The 22,514-nt window shown below is 62.4% G+C and carries 21 protein-coding genes and 1 pseudogene; 15 read left to right on the top strand and 7 right to left on the bottom strand.

The annotated features are described in order from the left end of the window. Positions 1-59: 59 nt before the first annotated feature. From phaZ to ACIPOO_RS08210, 3 genes are all read left to right on the top strand, one after another. On the top strand, positions 60-920 hold the full coding sequence (phaZ, locus tag ACIPOO_RS08200; protein ID WP_274136601.1) for a poly(3-hydroxyalkanoate) depolymerase: 861 nt from the start codon (positions 60-62) through the stop codon (positions 918-920). A 44-nt stretch (positions 921-964) separates the two neighbouring features. Then, the gene (phaC, locus tag ACIPOO_RS08205; protein ID WP_274136600.1) at positions 965-2,647 is read left to right on the top strand and encodes a class II poly(R)-hydroxyalkanoic acid synthase; all 1,683 of its coding nucleotides are present in this window, start codon (positions 965-967) and stop codon (positions 2,645-2,647) included. Positions 2,648-2,768: 121 nt separating this feature from the next. After that, entirely contained in the window at positions 2,769-3,383 is a 615-nt protein-coding gene (locus tag ACIPOO_RS08210; RefSeq protein WP_400605771.1) for a TetR/AcrR family transcriptional regulator, read from the top strand. Between the two features lie 66 nt (positions 3,384-3,449). Here ACIPOO_RS08210 and ACIPOO_RS08215 read toward each other — a convergent pair whose 3' ends face one another. The 3 genes from ACIPOO_RS08215 to ACIPOO_RS08225 all read right to left on the bottom strand — a co-directional run bounded on the left by ACIPOO_RS08215 (position 3,450) and on the right by ACIPOO_RS08225 (position 5,253). Continuing rightward, entirely contained in the window at positions 3,450-4,322 is an 873-nt protein-coding gene (locus ACIPOO_RS08215) for a phasin family protein (RefSeq protein ID WP_400605773.1), read from the bottom strand. 10 nt (positions 4,323-4,332) lie between these two features. Continuing rightward, positions 4,333-4,758 carry a phasin family protein gene (locus ACIPOO_RS08220; RefSeq protein ID WP_274136597.1) on the bottom strand — a complete coding sequence of 142 codons (426 nt, stop codon included), beginning with the start codon at positions 4,756-4,758 and terminating at the stop codon, positions 4,333-4,335. Positions 4,759-4,974: 216 nt separating this feature from the next. Further along, complete coding sequence (locus ACIPOO_RS08225; RefSeq protein ID WP_274134939.1) at positions 4,975-5,253, bottom strand: polyhydroxyalkanoic acid system family protein; 279 nt, start codon at positions 5,251-5,253, stop codon at positions 4,975-4,977. A gap of 141 nt (positions 5,254-5,394) precedes the next feature. On the opposite strand from ACIPOO_RS08225, the gene ubiE reads away from it, so the two are divergent. From ubiE to ACIPOO_RS08285, 12 genes and pseudogenes are all read left to right on the top strand, one after another. After that, positions 5,395-6,165 carry a bifunctional demethylmenaquinone methyltransferase/2-methoxy-6-polyprenyl-1,4-benzoquinol methylase UbiE gene (gene ubiE, locus ACIPOO_RS08230; RefSeq protein ID WP_110951120.1) on the top strand — a complete coding sequence of 257 codons (771 nt, stop codon included), beginning with the start codon at positions 5,395-5,397 and terminating at the stop codon, positions 6,163-6,165. Further along, positions 6,165-6,788 (top strand): SCP2 domain-containing protein, encoded by a 624-nt coding sequence (locus ACIPOO_RS08235; RefSeq protein WP_400605776.1) that lies wholly within the window; start codon positions 6,165-6,167, stop codon positions 6,786-6,788. Before ubiE ends, ACIPOO_RS08235 begins: the two co-directional genes overlap by 1 nt. Beyond that, a complete protein-coding gene (gene ubiB / locus ACIPOO_RS08240; protein WP_274134941.1) occupies positions 6,785-8,404 on the top strand; it encodes a ubiquinone biosynthesis regulatory protein kinase UbiB in 1,620 nt (539 codons plus the stop codon). Before ACIPOO_RS08235 ends, ubiB begins: the two co-directional genes overlap by 4 nt. 58 nt (positions 8,405-8,462) lie before the next feature. After that, on the top strand, positions 8,463-8,855 hold the full coding sequence (gene hisI, locus ACIPOO_RS08245; protein ID WP_274134942.1) for a phosphoribosyl-AMP cyclohydrolase: 393 nt from the start codon (positions 8,463-8,465) through the stop codon (positions 8,853-8,855). Between the two features lie 2 nt (positions 8,856-8,857). Further along, complete coding sequence (locus tag ACIPOO_RS08250) at positions 8,858-9,190, top strand: phosphoribosyl-ATP diphosphatase (RefSeq protein ID WP_274134943.1); 333 nt, start codon at positions 8,858-8,860, stop codon at positions 9,188-9,190. Between the two features lie 60 nt (positions 9,191-9,250). Then, on the top strand, positions 9,251-9,523 hold the full coding sequence (locus ACIPOO_RS08255) for a twin-arginine translocase TatA/TatE family subunit (protein WP_274134944.1): 273 nt from the start codon (positions 9,251-9,253) through the stop codon (positions 9,521-9,523). 10 nt (positions 9,524-9,533) lie between these two features. Continuing rightward, positions 9,534-10,028, top strand: a complete 495-nt coding sequence (gene tatB, locus ACIPOO_RS08260) for a Sec-independent protein translocase protein TatB (protein WP_400605779.1) — start codon at positions 9,534-9,536, stop codon at positions 10,026-10,028. After that, a complete protein-coding gene (gene tatC / locus ACIPOO_RS08265; RefSeq protein WP_274134946.1) occupies positions 10,025-10,819 on the top strand; it encodes a twin-arginine translocase subunit TatC in 795 nt (264 codons plus the stop codon). Before tatB ends, tatC begins: the two co-directional genes overlap by 4 nt. After that, the gene (locus tag ACIPOO_RS08270; protein WP_400605782.1) at positions 10,816-11,523 is read left to right on the top strand and encodes a 16S rRNA (uracil(1498)-N(3))-methyltransferase; all 708 of its coding nucleotides are present in this window, start codon (positions 10,816-10,818) and stop codon (positions 11,521-11,523) included. The genes tatC and ACIPOO_RS08270 overlap by 4 nt, the downstream gene beginning before the upstream one ends. A gap of 280 nt (positions 11,524-11,803) precedes the next feature. Continuing rightward, positions 11,804-13,639 (top strand): methyl-accepting chemotaxis protein, encoded by a 1,836-nt coding sequence (locus ACIPOO_RS08275; RefSeq protein ID WP_400606342.1) that lies wholly within the window; start codon positions 11,804-11,806, stop codon positions 13,637-13,639. Positions 13,640-13,924: 285 nt separating this feature from the next. Further along, positions 13,925-15,007 (top strand): annotated as a pseudogene (locus ACIPOO_RS08280) (methyl-accepting chemotaxis protein); the annotation flags it as partial. Further along, complete coding sequence (locus ACIPOO_RS08285) at positions 15,002-15,865, top strand: methyl-accepting chemotaxis protein (RefSeq protein WP_400606345.1); 864 nt, start codon at positions 15,002-15,004, stop codon at positions 15,863-15,865. The pseudogene ACIPOO_RS08280 and the gene ACIPOO_RS08285, both read left to right, overlap by 6 nt. 195 nt (positions 15,866-16,060) lie before the next feature. Here the strand turns inward: ACIPOO_RS08285 and mdoH are convergent, their stop codons facing one another. The 4 genes from mdoH to pip all read right to left on the bottom strand — a co-directional run bounded on the left by mdoH (position 16,061) and on the right by pip (position 22,445). Next, positions 16,061-18,661: a glucans biosynthesis glucosyltransferase MdoH gene (mdoH, locus tag ACIPOO_RS08290; protein WP_400605784.1), complete on the bottom strand. Its 2,601-nt coding sequence runs from the start codon at positions 18,659-18,661 to the stop codon at positions 16,061-16,063. Further along, on the bottom strand, positions 18,654-20,642 hold the full coding sequence (locus ACIPOO_RS08295) for a glucan biosynthesis protein G (RefSeq protein WP_400605787.1): 1,989 nt from the start codon (positions 20,640-20,642) through the stop codon (positions 18,654-18,656). Before ACIPOO_RS08295 ends, mdoH begins: the two co-directional genes overlap by 8 nt. A gap of 264 nt (positions 20,643-20,906) precedes the next feature. Continuing rightward, complete coding sequence (gene dtd, locus ACIPOO_RS08300; RefSeq protein WP_400605789.1) at positions 20,907-21,344, bottom strand: D-aminoacyl-tRNA deacylase; 438 nt, start codon at positions 21,342-21,344, stop codon at positions 20,907-20,909. Between the two features lie 129 nt (positions 21,345-21,473). Continuing rightward, the gene (gene pip / locus ACIPOO_RS08305; RefSeq protein ID WP_274134958.1) at positions 21,474-22,445 is read right to left on the bottom strand and encodes a prolyl aminopeptidase; all 972 of its coding nucleotides are present in this window, start codon (positions 22,443-22,445) and stop codon (positions 21,474-21,476) included. Positions 22,446-22,514 lie beyond the last annotated feature (69 nt).

Raw genomic sequence — 22,514 nt, forward strand, 5'->3', positions numbered from 1 at the left:
TCAGGACCGGAGAAAGCGCAGGACAGCATTACCGGCGTTTAACCAACAGGGCTTCGCGCATGCCGCAACCGTTTGTATTTCGCACCATCGACCTGGATGGTCACAACATCCGCACCGCGGTGCGACCCGGCAAGAGTCATCTGACGCCGCTGCTGATTTTCAACGGCATCGGCGCCAACCTCGAACTGGTGTTTCCATTCGTTGATGCACTGGACCCGGACCTTGAAGTCATTGCCTTCGACGTCCCCGGTGTCGGTGGCTCATCGACGCCCAGGCGGCCCTATCGCTTCCCGGGCCTGGCCAAACTCGCCGCGCGCATGCTCGATTACCTGGACTACGGCCAGGTCAACGCCATCGGCGTGTCCTGGGGCGGCGCCCTGGCCCAACAGTTCGCCTACGACTACCCCGAGCGCTGCAAGAAGCTGGTGCTGGCCGCCACCGCCGCAGGCGCGGTCATGGTGCCGGGCAAGCCGAAAGTGCTGTGGATGATGGCAAGCCCGCGCCGCTACATTCAGCCGTCCCACGTGATTCGCATCGCTCCTGACATCTACGGCGGCGCCTTCCGTCGCGACCCGAACCTGGCCGCCAACCACGCTGCCAAGGTCCGCTCGTCCGGAAAGCTGGGCTACTACTGGCAGCTGTTCGCGGGCATGGGCTGGACCAGCATTCATTGGCTGCACAAGATCCGCCAGCCCACGCTGGTGCTCGCCGGGGACGACGATCCGCTGATTCCGCTGATTAACATGCGACTGCTGGCCTGGCGTATCCCCAATGCCCAGCTACACATAATCGACGACGGTCACTTGTTTCTGATCACCCGGGCCGAAGCTGTCGCGCCCATCATCATGAAGTTTCTTGCGCAAGAGCGGCAGCGTGCCGTGATGCATCCTCAGCCCGCACCTGTTGGGCGATCTCACTGAGGCTACCTGCATTAGTTCATGGCCTGACGAAGGAGTGTTGATCCATGCGAGAAAAACCGGCAAAGAATGCCTACCCGACGCCAGCGACCTACATCAACGCGCAGAGCGCCATCACCGGCCTGCGCGGCAGGGATCTGTTCTCGACCCTGCGCAGCGTGGCGTTGCAAGGCCTCAAGCGCCCGGTCTACACGGCGCGTCACGCCCTGACCCTTGGCGGCCAGTTGGGCAAGGTGCTGCTTGGTGAAACCCCTCATCAGTTGCACCCGCAGGATGCGCGCTTCAACGACCCGACCTGGGCCCACAACCCGATTTACCGTCGCGGCCTGCAGGCCTACCTGAGCTGGCAGCACCAGGTGCGCAACTGGATCGCCGACAGCGGCCTGCCCGAGGACGACCGCTCCCGCGCGCAGTTCATCTTCGCGCTGCTCAACGACGCCCTGGCGCCGACCAACAGCCTGCTCAACCCGCTGGCGGTCAAAGAGCTGTTCAACTCAGGCGGCAGCAGCGTGGTGAAGGGCCTGAGCCACATGTTCGATGATTTCCTGCACAACAACGGCCTGCCCAGCCAGACCACCAAGGACGCCTTCGAGATTGGCCGCACCCTGGCCGTGACGCCGGGCGCGGTGGTGTTTCGCAACGAGCTGCTGGAGCTGATCCAGTACAAGCCCATGAGCGAAAAGCAGTACGCGCGGCCCCTGCTGATCGTGCCGCCGCAGATCAACAAGTTCTACATTTTCGACCTCAGCCCGCACAACAGCTTCGTCCAGTACGCGCTCAAGAACGGCTTGCAGACCTTCATCATCAGTTGGCGCAACCCGGATGTGCGGCATCGCGAGTGGGGGCTTTCCAGTTACGTGGAGGCCGTCGAGGAAGCCATGAACGTGTGCCGGGCGATCACCGGCGCCCGCGAAGTGAACCTGATGGGAGCCTGCGCCGGTGGCCTGACCATCGCCGCCTTGCAGGGCCATTTGCAGGCCAAGCGTCAGATGCGTCGGGTGGCCAGCGCGACCTACCTGGTGAGCCTGCTGGACAGCCAGATCGAGAGCCCCGCCACGCTGTTCATCGACGAACAGACCCTTGAGGCCGCCAAGCGCCGCTCCTACCAGCGCGGCGTGCTGGATGGCCGCGACATGGCCAAGGTGTTTGCCTGGATGCGGCCCAACGATCTGATCTGGTCCTACTGGGTCAACAACTACCTGCTGGGCAAGGCGCCGCCGTCGTTCGACATCCTCTACTGGAACAACGACACCACCCGCCTGCCCGCCGCGCTGCATGGCGACATGCTCGATTTCTTCAAGCACAACCCGCTGACGCATGCCGGAGGCCTTGAGGTGTGCGGCACGCCCATCGACCTGCAGAAGGTCACGGTGGACAGCTTCAGCGTGGCCGGTATCAACGACCACATCACCCCTTGGGATGTGGTCTATCGCTCGACGCTGCTGCTGGGCGGCGAACGCAGGTTCCTGCTCTCCAACAGCGGCCATGTGCAAAGCATCCTCAACCCGCCGGGCAATCCCAAATCGAACTTCGTGGAGAACGGCAAGCTCAGCGGCGACCCTCGCGCCTGGTACTACGACGCGACCACCACCGAAGGCAGCTGGTGGCCGACCTGGCTGAGCTGGATTCAGGAACGCTCGGGGCCGCAACGCGAGACGCTGACGGCACTGGGCAACCAGAACTACCCGCCGATGGAGGCAGCGCCGGGGACGTACGTGCGCGTGCGCTGATATCACCCGTAGGAGCGCGCTTGCCCGCGATGGCGTTGGGTCTATGTCATCGACGTCGTCTGACACGCCGGTCGCGGGCAAGCGCGCTCCTACAGTTCGTCAATAGACTTAAGAAGACTGGATGAAGACCCGCGACCGCATACTCGAATGTGCCCTGCAGCTGTTCAACCTGCAGGGCGAACCCAACGTCTCGACACTGGAAATCGCCAACGAACTGGACATCAGCCCGGGCAATCTCTACTACCACTTTCACGGCAAGGAGCCGTTGGTGATGGAGCTGTTCGAGCGCTTCCAGGTCGAACTCGCGCCCTTGCTCGATCCACCGGCCGATGCACGCCTCGAGGCCGAGGACTACTGGCTGTTCCTGCACCTGATCGTCGAGCGCCTGTCACATTACCGCTTTCTGTTCCAGGACCTGTCGAATCTGGCCGGACGCCTGCCGAAGCTGGCCCGTGGCATCCGCAACCTGCTCAACTCGATCAAGCGCACCCTGGCCTCGCTGCTGGCACGCCTGAAGGCCGAAGGCCAGGTCACCAGCGACACCCAGGCACTGGGGCAACTGGTCGAGCAGATCACCATGACCTTGCTGTTCTCGCTGGATTACCAGCGCATTCTGGACCGCGAAGGGGAAACCCGTGTCGTCGTGTACCAGATCATGATGCTGGTCGCGCCGCACCTCAAACCGGGTGCCCGGCATGCATCAGAGAAGCTGGCGATGCACTATCTGGAAGAGTGAGATCGACGGGCAATAAAAAACCCGACCTGCTTGCACAGATCGGGCTTCGGGATAACCAGCCGGGGATCAGGATTGGCTGGACGGTGTCGACGCCGTGGAGCTGGCCGACGATGGTGCGGCCGCAGCGGCCTGCGCCGGTGCGCTTGAAGCGGTGTTGGCCGGTGCTGCCGAGGCAGGCGCTGCTGCCGGTTTCGCGGCGGCTGGCTTGGCGGCGGCTGGTTTTTTCGCCGCTGCCGGTTTCTTCGCGGCTGCAGGTTTGGCTGCCGCTGCCGGTTTGGCGGCAGGTTTCGCAGCAGGCTTGGCCGCAGGTTTCGCCGCCACGGCTTTGGCCTTGGCAGCAGTCGAAGCAGCAGCCTTGGACGCCGCAGCTACCGGTTTGGCCGCAGCCTTGGCCACTGCCGGTTTGGCGGCTGCAGTCTTGCTCGCAACGGTGCTTGCCGCTTTCGCAACAGGCTTGGCCGCAGCTTTGGCCAATGGCTTGGCGGTGGTTTTAGCCGCAGGTTTTGCAGCGGCGGTTTTCGAGACAGGGGTGACCGAAGCGCCGGTCAGTTTCTCGATCTGCTTGGTCAGCAGGTCAACCTTGCTGTGCAGTGCCTTGACCTCGTTGCGGCTGGGAACGCCCAGACGCGAGATCGCGCTGTTCAGGCGCTTGTCGAAAGCCCCCTCCAGCTCGCCCCATTTGCCCAGCGCCAGATCCTTCACGTCACCGACGCGGGATTTGGTAGTGGTCTTGGCCGTGTCCACGGTCTTGCCAACGGTGGCCTTGGTTTCCTTCTCGGCTTTCTCGCCGTCCTTGACCAACGATTCGAAAAGCTTACTGCCGTCATTGCTGATCTTCGAGTAAGCGCCTAAACCAGCCAGCCAGATTTGGCGCGAGTATTTTTCAACCTCGCCAATCCAGGAGCTGCCTTCTTTATCGGTTTTCTTTTTGCCAGCCATCCCGCTCTCCTTATTGTTTACGCGCGACACGTTCGAGCAATGCCGTCAGCTCATCGAGCTTAGCAGAGAGTGTCTCAACATCATGTTTAGACGGAATACCGATGCGATTCAAGGCGCTAGCCACGCGGCGGTCGAACGCACTTTCGATCTTGTCGAGTTGCGCTTCCACACGGCCCTTGGCCTTGATCACTTCACCGGTCACTTCGTCGATTTCGGTGTTGGCCGCCTCGACCTTTTCGTCGATGACTTTCTTGGCTTTCTTTTCAGTCTGCTCGCCGGTGCGAATCAGCTCTTTGACGTACTCGCTGCCTTCCTGGCCAGCCTTGACGTAGGCGCCCAGGCCCGCGAGCCAGATCTTGCGCGCATAGAGACGGACTTCCGAAAAGGTCCTGGCCTCTTCGTTCGCGATTTTTTTCTTCAGGGCAACTTTGACCATGACGCACCTCACACTCGAAAGGGATGGGAGCAACCGCCCGCAGGAAGTTGGGGCATGGGCACAAAGTAGAGGGAAAAATTAGAATGCTCACCCTAGCCAGTGAGCACAGAGATGAACTGTAGGAGCGCGCTTGCCCGCGACGGGGTCGGTGAATTCAAACATTCATCGCCTGACACACCGCCATCGCGGGCAAGCGCGCTCCTACAAGGGCGGGCGTCAGGCAGTGAGGGCCTTGTCCAGCTGGCGCGCCACTTCGGACTCGATGGTGCTGCTCATCGCCGACAGGAAGAAATTCAGCTCGATGTTGACGCGCACCAGCGCTTCTTCCACCTGCACCGTGCCTTTGGCGCCCTTGCCTTCCAGCGACACGGTGTCGCCGTTCCAGCTGTGCTCGATGCCATATTTTTCGCCCAGCTTCTCGGCCAGCAATTCGGCCTTCTCGCGGGCCTTGTCCTTGCCCAGCGTGTGCGGGCGTTCCACGGTAATTCGGGCCATTGGCAGGCTCCTTCATCGAGGTAAATCGTCGGGCCACTATACCAGTGCCATCCCTTGAAGAAACTGTTCACCCTAACCCTTGTCAAGACAAAGCCAGCCCCGACGATTAGAATGGCCGCACTTTATTCCGGTGACAGCGATATGAACGATCCGCGCAAAGGCAGCGATGCCGAACCCACCACCCACTTCGGTTACAAAACCGTGGCCGAAAGCCAGAAGGCCGAGAAAGTCGCCGAAGTGTTCCACTCCGTTGCAGCCAAGTACGACCTGATGAACGACGTACTGTCCGGTGGCATGCACCGCCTCTGGAAGCGCTTCACCATCGAGCTTTCCGGCGTTCGTACTGGCAACCGCGTGCTGGACATCGCAGGCGGCACGGGCGACCTCGCGAAGAAATTCTCCCACCTGGTCGGCCCTACCGGCGAAGTGGTACTGGCAGACATCAACGCCTCGATGCTCAAGGTCGGTCGCGACCGCCTGCTCGACCGCGGCGTGGCCGGCAACATCAAGTTCGTCCAGGCCGACGCTGAAAAGCTGCCGTTCCCGGACAACCACTTCGATTGCGTGACCATCGCCTTCGGCCTGCGCAATGTGACGCACAAGGAAGACGCCATCCGCTCCATGCTGCGCGTGCTCAAGCCGGGCGGCCGCCTGCTGGTGCTGGAGTTCTCCAAGCCGACCAACAAGGTCATGTCCAAGGTCTACGACGCCTACTCGTTCGCCTTCATGCCGCTGGCCGGCAAGCTGATCACCAATGACTCGGAAAGCTACCGTTACCTCGCCGAATCGATCCGCATGCACCCGGACCAGGAAACCCTGAAGTCGATGATGGTAGAGGCCGGTTTCGACCGCGTGACCTACCACAACATGACCTCCGGCATCGTTGCCCTGCATCGCGGTATCAAGCCCTGATGCTGATCCGCGGCTTGCTCGCCAGCGCCGAGCACGGCATCAATCGTGTGCTGCAAATGGACAGCACGGCGCTGCCACGCCTGGATCGACTGAGTGGCAAGATCATCGCGGTGCAATGCACCAGCCCCGCGTTCGACCTGCACATCCTGCCCAGTGACGAAGGCCTGATGCTGGCCTCGACCTGGGAAGGCGGCGCCGACGTGACCCTGCGCGCACCGGCCGCCAGCCTGATGCGCCTTGCCACGAGCCGCGACAAGAATGCCGTGCTGCACAGCCCCGAAGTCGAACTGGACGGTGAAAGCGCCGTACTGCTGGAGCTGGTGGGCGTGTTGCAGGATCTCGATCTGGACTGGGAATACGAGCTGCAACGCTGGCTGGGCCCGGTGGCCACGCCGTTGATCGGCGGTCATCTGCGCAAGAGTGCGCGCATGACCCGCGACACGATCGCCAGCCTCTCCCACAACCTGGCCGAGTACCTGGCCGAAGAATCCCGCACACTGGTCGGCAAGCGCGAGGCTGAAGCCCGTTTCGCCGAACTGGATCAGACCAAACAAGACCTGGAACGCCTCGAAGCCCGCTTCGAGCGTCTGGCCCAATCTCTCAAACCCAGCGATAACGCATGAGCCTGCTTGCCGTCCGCCGCCTGTTTCGCATCCAGCGGGTCGTCATCCGCTACCGCCTGGATGACCTGCTGTTCGCCCTGCCCCTGCCCTGGTGGCTGCTCGCCGTCCGTTTCGTACTGCCCTGGCGCTGGTTCCCCAGGCGCAAGAGTGAACTGACCCGAGGCGCGCGCCTGCGCCTGGCACTTCAGGACCTGGGGCCGATCTTCATCAAGTTCGGCCAGTTGCTCTCGACCCGCCGGGACCTGTTGCCCGAAGACATCGCCGATGAGCTGATGCTCTTGCAGGACCGCGTACCGCCGTTCGAGTCCGAGAAGGCCATCGCCCTGATCGAGTCCCAGTTGGGGGCGAAGATCAGCGACGTGTTCAGCCGTTTCGACGTCGCGCCCCTGGCCTCGGCTTCGGTGGCGCAGGTACACGCCGCGCGCCTGAAGACCGGCGAGGAAGTGGTGGTCAAGGTCGTGCGTCCGGGGCTCAAGCCGATCATCGGTTCAGACCTGGCCTGGCTGTTCATCCTGGCCAGCATCGCCGAGCGCCTGTCCGCCGACGCCCGCCTGCTGCACCCGGTGGACGTGGTCGCCGACTACGAAAAGACTATCTACGACGAGCTCGACCTGTTGCGCGAGGCGGCCAACTCCAGCCAGCTGCGACGCAACTTCGAAGGCTCGACCATGCTCTACGTGCCGCAGGTCTACTGGGACTGGTGCCGGCCGAAAGTGTTGGTCATGGAGCGCATCTACGGCGTTCAGGTCACGGACCTCGCGACCCTGGCCGACCAGCGCACCGACATGAAAAAGCTCGCCGAGCGCGGCGTGGAGTTGTTCTTCACCCAAGTGTTCCGCGACAGCTTCTTTCACGCCGACATGCACCCCGGCAACATCTTCGTCAGCACCGTGGCACCCTGGGATCCGCAGTACATCGCCATCGACTGCGGTATCGTCGGCAGCCTGACACCCGAAGACCAGGATTACCTGGCGCGCAACCTGTTCGCCTTCTTCAAACGCGACTATCGCCGTGTGGCGCAGTTGCACATCGATTCGGGCTGGGTGCCGGCGGAAACCAAGCTCAACGAATTCGAAGCGGCGATCCGCACCGTGTGCGAGCCGATTTTCGAGAAGCCACTCAAGGACATTTCCTTCGGCCAGGTGCTGATGCGCCTGTTCCAGACCGCCCGCCGCTTCAACATGGAAGTGCAGCCGCAACTGGTGCTGTTGCAGAAAACCCTGCTCAACATCGAGGGCCTGGGCCGGCAGCTGTACCCCGAGCTGGACCTGTGGAGCACCGCGCAGCCGTTCCTGGAGCGCTGGATGCGCGAGCGCGTCAGCCCCAAGACACTGATCGGAAACTTGCAGTCACAAGTTGAGCAGATCCCGCATCTGGCCAACATGACCCGCGATCTGCTGGAGCGTCTGTCCCAGCCGCACACCTCCGATCCACCGCCGCCCTACAGCCACAAAGGCGACCACTGGGCCCTGCGGCTACTGGGCGCGTGCCTGCTGGCCGGTGGCGTAGTGCTGGCAACCGCCCATACTCAATCAGGTGGCGAGTTGATCGCGATGAGCGCCTGGCCTTCGGTGCTGATGCTGGTCGCGGGGCTCTATCTGGTTGTTCGCCGATAGCCAGCAGCGCCTGCCGCTGGCACACTAACCCCCTTCAACACAGCGGCCGGAGCCGACGATGAAAGACTGGCTGGACGAGATCAAGTGGGACAGCGACGGTTTGGTCCCGGCAATTGCCCAGGATCATAAAACCGGGCGTGTCCTGATGATGGCCTGGATGAACCGCGAAGCGCTGAGCCTGACCGCCGCCGAAAACCGCGCCATCTACTGGTCGCGTTCCCGTGGCAAACTGTGGCGCAAAGGCGAAGAATCGGGCCATGTGCAGAAGCTGCACGAGTTGCGCCTGGACTGCGACGCCGACGTCATCATCCTGATGGTCGAGCAGATCGGCGGCATCGCCTGCCACACCGGCCGCGAAAGCTGCTTCTATCGCGTCTATGACAACGCCGGCTGGAAGACCGTCGAGCCGGTGCTCAAGGACCCCGAAGCCATTTACCACGCAGGACACTGAACATGACTGATACCTTGTCTCGCCTGGCTCAGGTGCTCGAAGAGCGAAAGGGCGCGGCGGCGGACTCCTCCTACGTGGCCAGCCTCTATCACAAGGGGCTGAACAAGATTCTGGAGAAGGTCGGCGAAGAGTCGGTCGAAACCATCATTGCCGCCAAGGATGCCGCCGTCAGCGGTGACTGCAGCGATGTCATCTACGAAACAGCCGATTTGTGGTTCCATAGCATGGTCATGCTTTCAGCACTGGGCCAGCATCCACAAGCCGTACTCGATGAACTGGATCGCCGTTTCGGGTTATCGGGCCACGCCGAAAAGGCGGCGCGCCCAACTGAATAACGCGCCCGGCTGAATAAACCGAGGGCCAAGGGGCCCCGAATACCTTGTGAGGAACGCGTCATGGGCATTTTTGACTGGAAACACTGGATCGTCATCCTGGTTGTCGTGGTATTGGTCTTCGGCACCAAGAAACTCAAGAACCTGGGCACTGACGTCGGCGAGTCGATCAAGGGCTTTCGCAAGGCCATGAACGACGACGAAAAAGGCCCTGAGCAGCCGCCTGTGCAACCCCAGCAGACCGCGCAGCCAACCCCGCCGACCCAGCCGCTGCATCAGCCGCACACCATCGACGGCACTGCGCAGAAAGTCGAAGAGCCCATCCGCAAAGACTAGGTCCTGACGCATGTTTGGTATCAGCTTCTCTGAATTGCTGCTGGTCGGTCTCGTTGCCCTGCTGGTACTGGGCCCCGAGCGCCTGCCGGGAGCCGCGCGCACTGCCGGGCTTTGGGTCGGGCGTCTGAAACGCAGCTTCAATGCGATCAAACAGGAAGTTGAGCGCGAAATCGGTGCCGACGAGATTCGTCGTCAACTGCACAACGAGCACATTCTTTCGCTGGAAGAAGAAGCGCGCAAAATCATGCAACCCCAGGCCCGCGCAGCTGCGCCGGAGCCTGCGCCTTCAGCGCTGGATGCCGCGCCGACACCTGAGGCGCAAAACGCCCCCGCGCCTGCTGCCGAACCGGCCCCGGTCAGCACCGGGGTGATCTCGGAGCCCGTGGTGGTCGAACCGGTTTCGCCGCCTGCAACTGCACCCGCGCCTGTCGCGCCTGCTCCTGCCGCCGCTGTGCCGAGCACACCTTCCGCCAACGATTCGACACAGCCACCACGAGCCCCATGAGCGAAATCCCGGAAAATGACCAGCAGATGCCGCTGGTCTCGCACCTGACTGAACTGCGTTCGCGCCTGCTGCGTTGTGTGCTGGCGATCTTCGTGATCTTCGGCGCGCTGTTCTACTTCACGCAGAAGATCTACACCTTCGTCTCGGCGCCACTGCGCAAATTCCTGCCCGAAGGCGCGACGATGATCGCCACCGACGTGGCTTCGCCGTTCCTGACGCCGTTCAAGCTGACGATGATGGTCGCGCTGTTTCTGGCGATGCCGGTGATCCTCTACCAGATCTGGGGTTTCATCGCGCCGGGCCTGTACAAGCACGAAAAGCGCGTGGCGGTGCCGCTGCTGATTTCCAGCATCATTCTGTTCTACGCCGGGATGGCCTTTGCCTATTTCCTGGTATTCCCGCTGATTTTCCACTTCTTCGCCAGCGTGACGCCCGAGGGCGTGTCGATGATGACGGACATTTCCAGTTACCTGGATTTCGTCATGACTCTGTTCCTGGCCTTTGGCGTGGCGTTCGAGATTCCCGTGGCCGTGGTGCTGCTGGTGTGGATCGGCATCGTCGACGTCAAATACCTGAAGAAGATTCGCCCCTATGTGGTGATCGGTTGCTTCGTGGTCGGCATGATCCTCACGCCGCCTGACATCTTCTCCCAGACGCTGCTGGCGGTGCCCATGTGGCTGCTGTTCGAAATCGGCGTGCTGTGCAGCTCGATGGTCACCAAGCGCGGTGACCACGAAGACGACGAGAACGCCGAAGACAAGCAAGACCAGCCGCCAGCGACCCAGCCGTGAACTTGCTGTTGCTGGAAGAGGCCGACTTCATTTCGGCCGAGCGGGTGATCCTGCGCGACCGGCGCCTCAAGCACATGCAAGAGGTGCATCGCTCGGAAGTGGGCGACAGCCTGCGGGTCGGGCGCGTGGGTGGCCTGCTGGGCAGTGCCGAGCTGCTGCGCCTGGAGCCCCGCGAGGCGGAACTGTCGGTCAGCTTCGACCGCGAGCCGCCGGCCAAACTGCCACTGACGCTGGTGCTGGCCCTGCCCCGCCCGAAGATGCTGCGCCGGGTCTTCCAGACCGTGGCGACCATGGGCGTGCCCAGAGTCATTCTGGTCAACAGCTATCGTGTCGAGAAAAGCTTCTGGCAGACCCCGTTCCTCACACCTGCGTCGATTCGCGAAAACCTGATTCTGGGGCTTGAACAGGCCCGGGACAGCGTGCTGCCGGAAATCGTCATAGAAAAACGCTTCAAGCCGTTCGTCGAGGACCGGCTGCCAGCCATCGTGGACGGTACCCTGGGCCTGGTCGGCCATCCCGGCGACTTTCCCCCATGCCCGCGTGCGGTCGAGCAGCCTGTCACCCTGGCCATCGGCCCCGAAGGCGGCTGGATTCCCTACGAGGTCGAACTGCTGCGCGCATCGGGCCTGAACCCGGTGCAACTGGGCGAGCGCATCCTGCGCGTCGAAACCGCCGTCACCGCCCTCCTCGCACGTCTCTTCTGATCTCGTAGCAGTCCGGCTTGCCGGCGGGAGCGGTGTGTCAGTCAACCCATCCGTTACAGACACACCGCTCCCGCCGGCAAGCCGTGCTGCTACGGACAAACTAGACGGCTCCTGCGCCATTTCCGCCCAATGGCGTTGCAGTTCACATTTTGTGTGCCGATAACCCGGCATCGATAAAAACAACGCGCAAGGAATCCACATGTATCGCTGGTTTGCCCAACGTCTCGGGAACGTGAGTGTGAGTCGCAAACTCGCCATCGGCTTCGGCCTGGTGCTGTTGATGACGCTGGTCATTACTGCCACGGGCTGGTCTAGCCTGGGCTCGTTGATCGAGCGCGGCGACAAGCTGGCGAACATCTCGCAGATCAGCGAGCAGACCCTGGACCTGGGCACTGCGCGCATGCGCTACGAAGCCCAGTACAGCGCCGAAGCCGCGACGGGTGTCATGACCGCGCTGGACAAGCTCGACGGCTACCTCAAGAAAGCCCGCGGCAAGATCGTAAGCCCAGGCGACCTGCAACTCCTCGACGGCCAGATCCAGGCCGCTGCCGACTACCGCCGCGCCTTCGACGACATGACCCGCGCCATCGCCGCACGTGAAGCCAGCCGCACCAACCTGGGTGCGACAGCGGACGCCGCGGTCGAGGAGGTCAACAAGATCGAGGAAGCGCTGATCCAGCACGACAACATCCTGCAATTCAACAGCGCGGTGGGCGTCAGCAAGCAGATCCAGCAAGCACGCTTCCAGGTGCGCGGCTACACCTTCAGCGGCAATCCTGACTTCGAGAAGAACGCCAACGCCGCCATCGACGAAGCCATCGTCGGCGTGAACACCCTGGCCGGCGACGTTTCTTCGCAGTACATCCCGCAACTGCAAAAGGCGAACCTGGCACTCAAGGGCTATCGCGCGGCCGTTGGGCAATACCGCGATGCGCAGCAGGTCAGCCGTCAGGCCATGGAAAAAATGGCCGGGCTGGGCCAGCAACTGCGCGACCTTAGCGACCAGTTGACCGCCTCGCAGAACGCCAAGCGCGACGCCGACAGCCAGCAGGCGCAGTCGATGCTCGGCATCGCGACCGTGATCGCCCTGCTGTTTGGCGTGCTGGCCGCATGGGCCATTACCCGCCAGATCACCCTGCCGTTGAAACAGACACTGATCGCCGTGGACCGCGTGGCGTCGGGCGACCTGACGCACAACCTCAAGGTCGACCGCCGCGACGAACTGGGCCAGCTGCAAGGCGGCATGCAGCGCATGACCCTGAGCCTGCGCGAGTTGATCGGCGGCATCGGCGACAGCGTCACCCAGATCGCCAGCGCTGCCGAAGAGCTGTCGGCGGTGACCGAACAGACCAGCGCCGGGGTCAACAGCCAGAAGGTCGAGACCGATCAGGTCGCCACCGCCATGCATCAGATGACTGCAACCGTGCAGGAAGTGGCGCGCAACGCTGAGGAAGCCTCTGAGGCGGCCGTGGCGGCCGATCAGCAGGCCCGCGAGGGTGACAAGGTGGTCAACGAGGCCATCGCCCAGATCGAGCGCCTGGCTCGCGAGGTGGCCCATTCCACCGAGGCCATGGGCGAACTCAAGCGCGAGAGCGACAAGATCGGCAGCGTGCTGGACGTCATCAAGTCCGTGGCCCAGCAGACCAACCTGTTGGCGCTGAACGCCGCCATCGAAGCTGCTCGTGCTGGCGAAGCCGGTCGTGGTTTTGCGGTGGTGGCCGACGAAGTTCGCAGCCTGGCCCAGCGCACGCACAAATCCACCGAGGAGATCGAAGAGCTGATCCTGGGCCTGCAGAACGGCACGCAACAGGTGGCGTCGATCATGGACAGCAGCCGCGAACTGACGGCCAGCAGCGTGGACCTCACCCGCCGCGCCGGTGGCTCGCTGGAAAGCATTACCCAGACCGTGTCGGCGATCCAGGCCATGAACCAGCAGATCGCTGCGGCCGCCGAGCAACAGAGCGCCACCGCCGAAGAGATCAACCGCAGCGTGCTGAACGTGCGCGACGTGTCTGAACAGACCTCGGCGGCCAGCGAAGAAACCGCGGCGTCGAGCGTGGAGCTGGCGCGGCTGGGCACGCACCTTCAAGGGCTGGTAGGGAAATTCCGGATCTAACGACCTCCTTTGTAGGAGCGCGCTTGCCCGCGACGGCGGTGTGTCATTAGACATTTTGGTGGCTGACACACTATGGTCGCGGGCAAGCGCGCTCCTACAGGGGCGTTTCTGTCAGAGGTGGGTTGATTGACACCCCGCTCCCGCCGGCAAGCCGTGCTGCTACGAAAGCTTTTGTGAACTGCGTCACCCCCTTCCTCGCTTCAGAAATCTCCTACACCCTCCTCAGGTCATGAGCCCGGCCACCCTGCCGATGCGCGTTTATCGCCCATCCGCAGGAGACGCATCATGCTGCAAGGAATCAACCAGGCGCTGGCCAACAGCAGCGTCAAGCTCAAGCTCTCGCTGGGTTTCGGCCTGGTGCTGGTACTCACACTGGCGATCACGGTGACCGGCTGGCTCGGGCTGGACACCATGATCGTGCGCTCCGAATCCCTCAGCGCCATTGCCCAGCTCAGCGCCCTGACCAAGGACCTGCGGGCCGAGCGGATCATCTTTCGCATCGAAAACACGCCCGAGAGCGCAAGCCGGATTTCCGCGCGCATCAGTGAAATCGAAGCGCACCTCAAGGGCCTGCGGGACGATGACAACCCCGCCGACGTGCTGCAGATGCTCAACAAGCAGAGCGAAGACGCACGCTCCCTGGGCAGCACGTTCGCCAATCTGGGGCAGTTGCTGCAGAGCCGGGATGACTCACGGGTGCAGATGAAAAGCCTGTCGGAAACTGTCATCGCCGCAGTCGATCAGGTCGAGGCCGATGTGCTCAAGGCCGTCAGCGAGGAACAGGGCAACACAGAGAAGCTCGACGAGTTCACCAATATCCTGCAACTGCGTCGGTACATGCAGGCGGCCCTTTCCGCCTCCCAGGCCTACCTGTACAGCGGCCAGGAGACGTTCGAGGCGGCGGCCGTCAAGGCGACCGAGGGGGCGCTGGGGGAGATCCAGGAGATCGTCTCAAGCCCCTCCAATACCAGCGCCTCCATTCTGGACACTGCGCGCAAGGCGATCGAGGACTACCGCAACCAGCTCAACCAGCTCAAGGCATTGCAAATCAAGACAGAAGCGGCCCATGAGTCGATGGAAGCGATGGGCGACAGCCTGCTCACCTCCACGGCCGACACCAGCACCCTGCAAACCCAGCGCAGGGACGGCGAAGCAGACCGGTCGCGGCAGATGCTGATCGGCGTGGCCATGCTGGCGATCGTGCTGGGGCTGCTGGCGGCCTGGCTCATCACGCGGCAGATCATCGTTCCGCTGCAACAGACCCTGCACGCCGCGCAGCGCATTGCCAAGGGCGACTTGAGCGTGGACATCGACATCAGGCGCGATGACGAGATGGGCCGCCTGCAACACAGCATGCAAGACATGACTGTGAGCCTGCGAAAGCTGATTTCCGGGATTGGCGACGGCGTGACGCAAATCGCCAGCGCCGCCGCGCAGTTGTCTGCAGTCACCGAGCAGACCAGCACAGGGGTCAACAATCAGAAAAGCGAAACCGATCAGGTCGCCACCGCCATGAATCAGATGACCTCGACGGTCATGGAGGTCGCGCGCAATGCCGAGGAAGCCAGCGAGGCTGCCCGCCAGGCCGACCTCCAGGCACGGGAGGGCGACCGGGTGGTGGCCGATGCCATCGGGCAGATCGAGCGCCTGGCGGTGGAGGTGCACAATTCGACCCGGGCCATGGGCGAGCTGAAGCAGGAGAGCGACAAGATCGGCGGCGTGCTGGATGTCATCAAGTCAGTGGCGCAGCAGACCAACCTGCTGGCACTCAATGCCGCCATCGAGGCTGCGCGGGCCGGTGAGGCCGGGCGCGGCTTTGCCGTGGTGGCCGACGAGGTGCGGGGCCTGGCCAAGCGCACCCAGGAATCGACCGAGGAAATCGAGGTGTTGATCGCCGCCCTGCAGAACGGTACTCAACAGGTGGTCAGCACGCTGGATGCCAGCCGCAACCTCACCGACAGCAGCGTGGAACTCAGCCGCCGCGCGGGTAGCTCGCTGGAGAGCATCACCCGTACGGTGTCGACGATTCAGAGCATGAACCAGCAGATAGCCACGGCGGGAGAGGAACAGACGGTGGTGGCCGAGCAGATCAACCGCAGCGTGCTCAATGTGCGCGACATCTCCGAACAGACCGCCGCCGCCAGCGACCAGACCGCAGCATCAAGCGCCGAACTCGCCCGCCTCGGCGCGCAGTTGCAGGAGCTGGTGGGCCGGTTCCGGGTGTAATCCTGTAGGAGCGCGCTTGCCCGCGATTGCGGTGTATCTGTAACAAATGTGTTGTCCAACACACCGCAATCGCGGGCAAGCGCGCTCCTACAGGGTCATGTGTCCATAGGTTCGAGGACGCAGGGTGAGATCGCTCATAAACAAAAACGCCGCCAGGGATTGCTCTCTGGCGGCGTTCTTGTTTCAGCGGATCACTCAGGCATTGGCCAGCGATGGCGCAGTCAGGTGCGTTGCCGGCTGCAATGGCAGCAGCGGCGCATGGGGATCGGCTTTCACCGAGGCCCGCCAGGCGTCCAGCCACGCGGCATTGCCTTCGGCCCACACCAACTCGTGCAGGCGCGCCAGGGCAACCGGGTCGCTCAGCAGTTGCAGGCGCTCGTGGTTGCTCAGGTGCTCAGGGCCGCCCTTGATCGCATGACGTACGCGTTCGATACGCATCCACTCGATCGGCTCGGCCTGACGGTGACGCGAAGTCGCCAGCGCGCACGCCAGGGCGTTCTGCTGCGGATCGACCACTGCCCGCACGAAGCCGTCGTTCAGCGCATGCCAACGGTTTTCGTGGGTGTACTGATCGGTAGACACCAGCTCCTGCGGAGGCGTGTGCTCTTCTGGAATCAGGAACAGGTTCTCGTCGCGCGCCTTGAGACCCAGGTTGGTGCGGCTGGAGATCACCGAAACCGGGATCGACAGGATCAGCGAACCAACGATAGGCGTCAGCCACCACAGGAAGCTCGGGTTCAGCCAGGCCACCAGTGCAGCCCAGGCAAAGCCCAGCAGGGTCTGCGGACCATGACGCTTGACGGCTTCGCTCCACGGCGTGGAGTCGTCGTCACGTTGCGGCGAGTTCCAGGTCGCGGCCCAGCCCAGGAACGCGGCCAGAACAAAACGGGTGTGGAAAATCATCCGCACCGGCGCCAGCAGCATGGAGAACAGCATCTCCATCAGCATCGACAAGGTGACCTTGATCCGGCCACCGTAGCCGGTCGCACCCTTGGCCCAGATCAGAATGATACTGAGCAGCTTGGGCAGGAACAGCAGGACGATGGTGGTCGAGAACAGCGCGACGGCTTTTTCCGGGTGCCACTGCGGCCACAACGGATACAGCTGGCGAGGCTCCAGGAAGTAGGTCGGCTCCATCAGCGTGTTGACCGCCAAAAGCGCCGTCGACAACACCAGGAACAGGAACCACAACGGTGCCGACAGGTACGACATTACGCCCGTGAGGAACACCGCGCGGTGAACCGGGTGCATACCCTTGACCAGGAACAGGCGGAAGTTCATCAGGTTACCGTGGCACCAGCGACGGTCACGCTTGAGTTCGTCCAGGAGGTTCGGCGGCAGTTCTTCATAGCTGCCCGGCAAGTCGTAGGCAATCCACACGCCCCAGCCGGCACGGCGCATCAGCGCTGCTTCAACGAAGTCGTGGGACAGGATCGCACCGGCGAATGCGCCTTTACCGGGCAACGGCGCCAGGGCGCAGTGCTCGATGAACGGCTTCATCCGGATGATCGCGTTGTGACCCCAATAGTGGGATTCACCCAGCTGCCAGAAGTGCAGGCCGGCGGTAAACAGCGGGCCGTAGACGCGGGTGGCGAACTGCTGCATGCGCGCATACAGGGTGTCCATGCCCGAGGCTTTCGGCGCGGTCTGGATGATACCGGCGTCTGGCGTGGCCTCCATCAGGCGTACCAGACTGGTCAGGCACTCGCCGCTCATGACGGAGTCGGCGTCCAGCACGACCATGTAGCGGTAGTCACCGCCCCAGCGACGGCAGAAGTCGTCGAGGTTGCCGCTCTTGCGTTTCACGCGACGGCGGCGGCGACGGTAGAAGATCTTGCCGAAACCACTGGTCTCGCGGCACACGTCCAGCCACGCCTGTTGCTCGGCAACGGCGATGTCGGTTTCGTTGGTGTCGCTGAGCACGAAGAAGTCGAAGCGATCCAGATCACCGGTGGCCGCAACGGATTCGAAGGTGGCGCGCAGACCTGCGAACACCCGAGGCACGTCTTCGTTGCAGATCGGCATCACCAGCGCGGTGCGGGCACCGGCTTCGATGGGCTCGTTGCCGGCGCTGGCACCGGAAATGCGGTATTTGTCGCGACCGGTCAGCAGCTCCAGGAAGCCCATCAGCGCGGTCCAGAAACCGGCCGACACCCAGCAGAACAGAATCCCGAACATCAACAGAATGCTGGTTTGCAGTGCGTAGGGCATCACTTGGACAGCGGTCTGCCACAGGGTCTGGTGGCTGATTTCGTCGAACGAGACCAGCGACCAGCCCTGGTACGGCAGGATGCCTTTCATGTAGAAGCCGGCGACGATGGTCTGGCCCAGCATCAGGATTAGCAGGATGTAACGGCGGATCGAACCGACGGTGCGCCAGCGCGACTTGGGCAAGTCACGGGGCAGATCGTCCTTGGTCGGCTTGGGCGGGTTGGTTTTCCCGGTCAGGCGACGCCAGCCGCGGTGCAGCACGTTGGTGCGCCACGGCTCGGGCACGACCTTGGTGCGACGGATCGGTGGCGCAGCCTTGAGGCACACGCGACCGCTGGCGTCCACGGCGAGCATTTCAGCCTCGTGCAGCTCGTCAGCGGTGGTCAGCGTCAGGCGACGGCCCACCGAAGCCTGGGCGGCCTCGGCAGGATCGGTGACGGTTTGCGCCGAAAGGCGCTCATGCAGCTCGGCGAACGAGGTGCAGCTGGCAAGTTCTGCCCGCTGCTCGTCGCTCATCGGTAGATGTGCCAGGTACTCGCTGAGCGATTCTGTCGAAGATCCTGGCACCGCGTGTGAATTACTCATCGGCTGGCAACTGGTAGCTCCAGGTCTCGGTCAGGATCTGTTGATTCATGGCCGGGCCCTGTTGGGTGGATGCAGCCGCTGCAGCTGGCTGCTGGGTTTCTTTACTGCCTTTGTTGGCCTTGGCGGCGTCGCCCAGGGCGGCTTCAGGACGCGAAGCTTCGTCGGACCTGGCTTCGGCTACCTTGGCGGCATCCGCAGGCTTGGCGGCGTCGACCTTGTCAGCCTTGGCGTCTGCCTTGGCGTCCGCTTTCGCATCGGCCTTGGCGACCTTGGCGTCTTTCGGGTCCTTGGCATCACCGGCCTTCACGGCGTCGGTCTTGACGATTTCGGCCTTCTCGTCCTTCGGCGCGGTGGCTACGGCAGCGGCCTTGGCGTCGGCTTTTTTCTCAGGCTTCTTGTCTGATTTGTCAGCAGTAATCAGCGCAGGTTCCTTGCCAGGTTCAACCGGGGTCTCGCGCAGCAGGTAAGCGCGCAGTTCCACGTTCTTGCTGGTGTCCTTGACCTTAAGGCGCAGCGTCAGGCGCCAGCCTTTGGTGACAGGGTTGTAGCGCAGGTTGTTTTCCACCAGGTCGGTGTTGTCGTCAGTGGTGACCTGGCTGCGGATGGCCGGGTCTTCACCCAGCTTGGCCAGGGTCGGGCCGACGAAATCGACCAGGTAGGCCACGCTGCCGTCTGGCTGGCGGATCAGGTTGGACTGCTTCACGTCACCGGTCGAGCGCAGGGTCTGCTTGACCCAGCCCAGATCAGGCGAGTGGATGGAGTCTTCGTCCATGGTCCAGTGCAGGCGATAGTTGAAATCGACGGACTGGCCCGGCTCTGGCTGGGTTTCAGGCTTCCAGAAGGCAACGATGTTGTCGTTGGTTTCGTCGGCGGTCGGAATCTCGACCAGGTCTACAGTGCCCTTGCCCCAGTCGCCCTTAGGCTCGATCCAGGCGCTTGGACGCTTGTCGTAGCGGTCATCCAGATCTTCGTAATGGCTGAAGTTGCGGCCGCGTTGCAGCAGGCCGAAACCACGCGGGTTTTCCACCGAGAAGCTGCTGACAGCCAGGTGTTTAGGGTTGTTCAGCGGACGCCAGATCCACTCGCCATTGGCTGCCTGGATCGACAGACCGCTGGAGTCGTGCAGCTCGCGACGGTAGTTGAGGACTTTCGACGGCTGGTTGGCGCCGAACAGGTACATGCTGGTCAGCGGCGCAACGCCCAGTTTGCCGACCTTGTCACGCAGGAACATGCGCGACTGCACGTCGACCAGGGTGTTGGTGCCCGGACGCAGGGTCAGCTTGTAGGCGCCAGTAGCGCGCGGGGAGTCGAGCAGCGCGAAGATCACCAGGTGGTTTTCATCGGCGTTCGGCTTCTCGATCCAGAACTCGGTGAAGCGCGGGAATTCTTCACCCGACGGCATCGCAGTGTCGATGGCCATGCCACGAGCGGACAGGCCGTAGACCTGACCTTTGCCGATGACGCGGAAGTAGCTCGCGCCCAGCATGGTCATGATTTCGTCCTGCTTGTCATCCTTGTTGATCGGGTAGGTCACGCGGAAGCCGGCCCAGCCGAGGTTTTCGGTCGCTTTAGGGTCGAACTTCACGCCGCCGAAATCGAAACGGTTGGGGTCGTACTTGATTTCATTGACGGTGGTGGCGGTCACTTCGTTGATCTTCACCGGCGTGTCGAAGTGCATGCCTTGGTGATAGAACGAAATCTTGAAGGGGGTACGGTCGGCGGCCCACTCGGCCTTGTCCTGCAGAAAGCGGATTTTCTGGTAGTCGGCAAACTTCATGTCGCGGAATTCCGCTGGAAGGTTGCTTTTCGGAGCGACGAACTTCTGCCCGGCCAGATCTTTGGCCTTTGTCGCCACGTCGTCCAGATCAAATGCCCAAAGCTGACCGGCGCCGAACAGACAAAACAAAGCCGACCCGGCCAACAAGGCGCTGCGCAGGCGCTTGCCAGAGGTCTTTGGTGCATTACATGGACTAACAATCACGAGCAACCCTCGCCGAAAACAGATGAAGAAACCAACGGCCAGCTATCAAATGCCGGGTTGGCGAGCATTGTTCCGACTGCGAAAGGGGCCAATGATTCCCCAAACGTTGTCGGACCAGTTTGCGTTTGTACTGATTGGACGGGCATTTACCCATCTTTGTAGCGCGCGATTATCTAGCAGCCTGCGTTACAACGCATCAGGGGAAACAAAGTATTTATGGCTTTTTGCCTAATAAATTCGGGTCCCCCGGGCAAAATCGCAGATTTAGCTTTCCAGCAAAAATGTCACAGGGCCATCATTGACCAGATGGACCTGCATATCCGCACCAAATTGGCCCGCGGCGACCTTCTCGTGCGTGGTTTTAGCCTTTTCCAGCAAATAGTCAAACAATTCAGCACCAAGGGCCGGTGGCGCCGCTTTCGAGAAGCTGGGGCGCATGCCGCTTTTGGTATCGGCCGCCAGGGTGAACTGTGAAACCAGCAGCAAACCGCCGCCCACGTCGCTCAACGACAGGTTCATCTTGCCGTCAGCGTCGCTGAACACCCGATAGTTAAGCAGCTTGTGCAGCAATTTGTCGGCGCTGGCACGGGTGTCATGGGGCTCGACGCCGACCAGCACCAGCAGACCCTGGTCGATGGCGCCGACGGTGACGCCCGAAACATCAACGCGCGCACTGCTGACGCGTTGCAGTAAGCCTTTCATTCAAACGTTCCTTTCATCAAACAGACACGTTGTAGGAGCGCGCTTGCCCGCGACGACGGTGTGTCAGACGCAGATGTAAACCTGACACACCGCCGTCGCGGGCAAGCGCGCTCCTACAAATGGGCGTTATCAGGCCTCTTCAGGCGGCAGATCGAGCAAACGCCGCGCCACCTGGGACGCTGCGCGCACCAGCGCGTCGGTAATGCCCGGCTCGGACGCCGCATGCCCGGCATCGCGAATCACCTGCAGCTCGCTGTTGGGCCATGCCTGATGCAGCTCCCAGGCGTTGTCCAGCGGGCAGATCACGTCGTAGCGGCCGTGCACGATGATCCCCGGCAGGTGGGCGATCTTTGGCATGTCGCGGATCAGCTGGTTTTCTTCAAGGAACGCATTGTTGGTGAAGTAATGGCACTCGATACGGGCGATGGACAGCGCGCGCTGAGGCTCGGAGAAGCGATCGACCACCAGCGGATTCGGACGCAGCGTTGCGGTGCGGCCCTCCCAGGTGGACCAGGCCTTGGCCGCGTGCATCTGGGCGATCTGGTCGCTGCCGACCAGGCGCTTGTGGAACGCAGTCAGCAGATCGCCGCGCTCGTCCTGAGGAATCGGCGCCAGGTAATCCTGCCAGTAGTCAGGGAACAGACGGCTCGCGCCTTCCTGATAGAACCATTTGATCTCCTGGGGACGGCACAGAAAGATGCCGCGCAGGATCAGCGCATGAACCCGGTCGGGGTGGGTCTGGGCGTAGGCCAGCGACAGCGTCGAGCCCCACGAGCCGCCGAACAGCACCCATTTGTCGATGCCTAAGTGCTTGCGAATGCGCTCAAGGTCTTCGACCAGGTGCCAGGTGGTGTTGTTTTCAAGATTGGCGTGGGGCGTGGAACGGCCGCAGCCGCGCTGGTCGAAAGTAATGATGCGGTACAGGTTCGGATCAAAATAGCGACGGCTCTGCGCATCGCATCCCGCCCCCGGCCCGCCGTGAATGAACACCACCGGCAAACCCTCGGGCGAACCGCTTTCATCGACATACAGCACATGCGGCTCTTCCACTGCCAGATCGTGCCGGGCATAGGGTTTGATCTGCGGGTACAAAGTCTGCATAGGTGCTCCATAAGTCCAATTCAGGGGCTTCTATCTATCTGCCGTCGGGCATCATAAACCCGATTCGGT

It is taken from the genome of Pseudomonas sp. NPDC090201 (genome assembly GCF_044746825.1).
GTDB classification, from domain to species: domain Bacteria; phylum Pseudomonadota; class Gammaproteobacteria; order Pseudomonadales; family Pseudomonadaceae; genus Aquipseudomonas; species Aquipseudomonas putida_AD.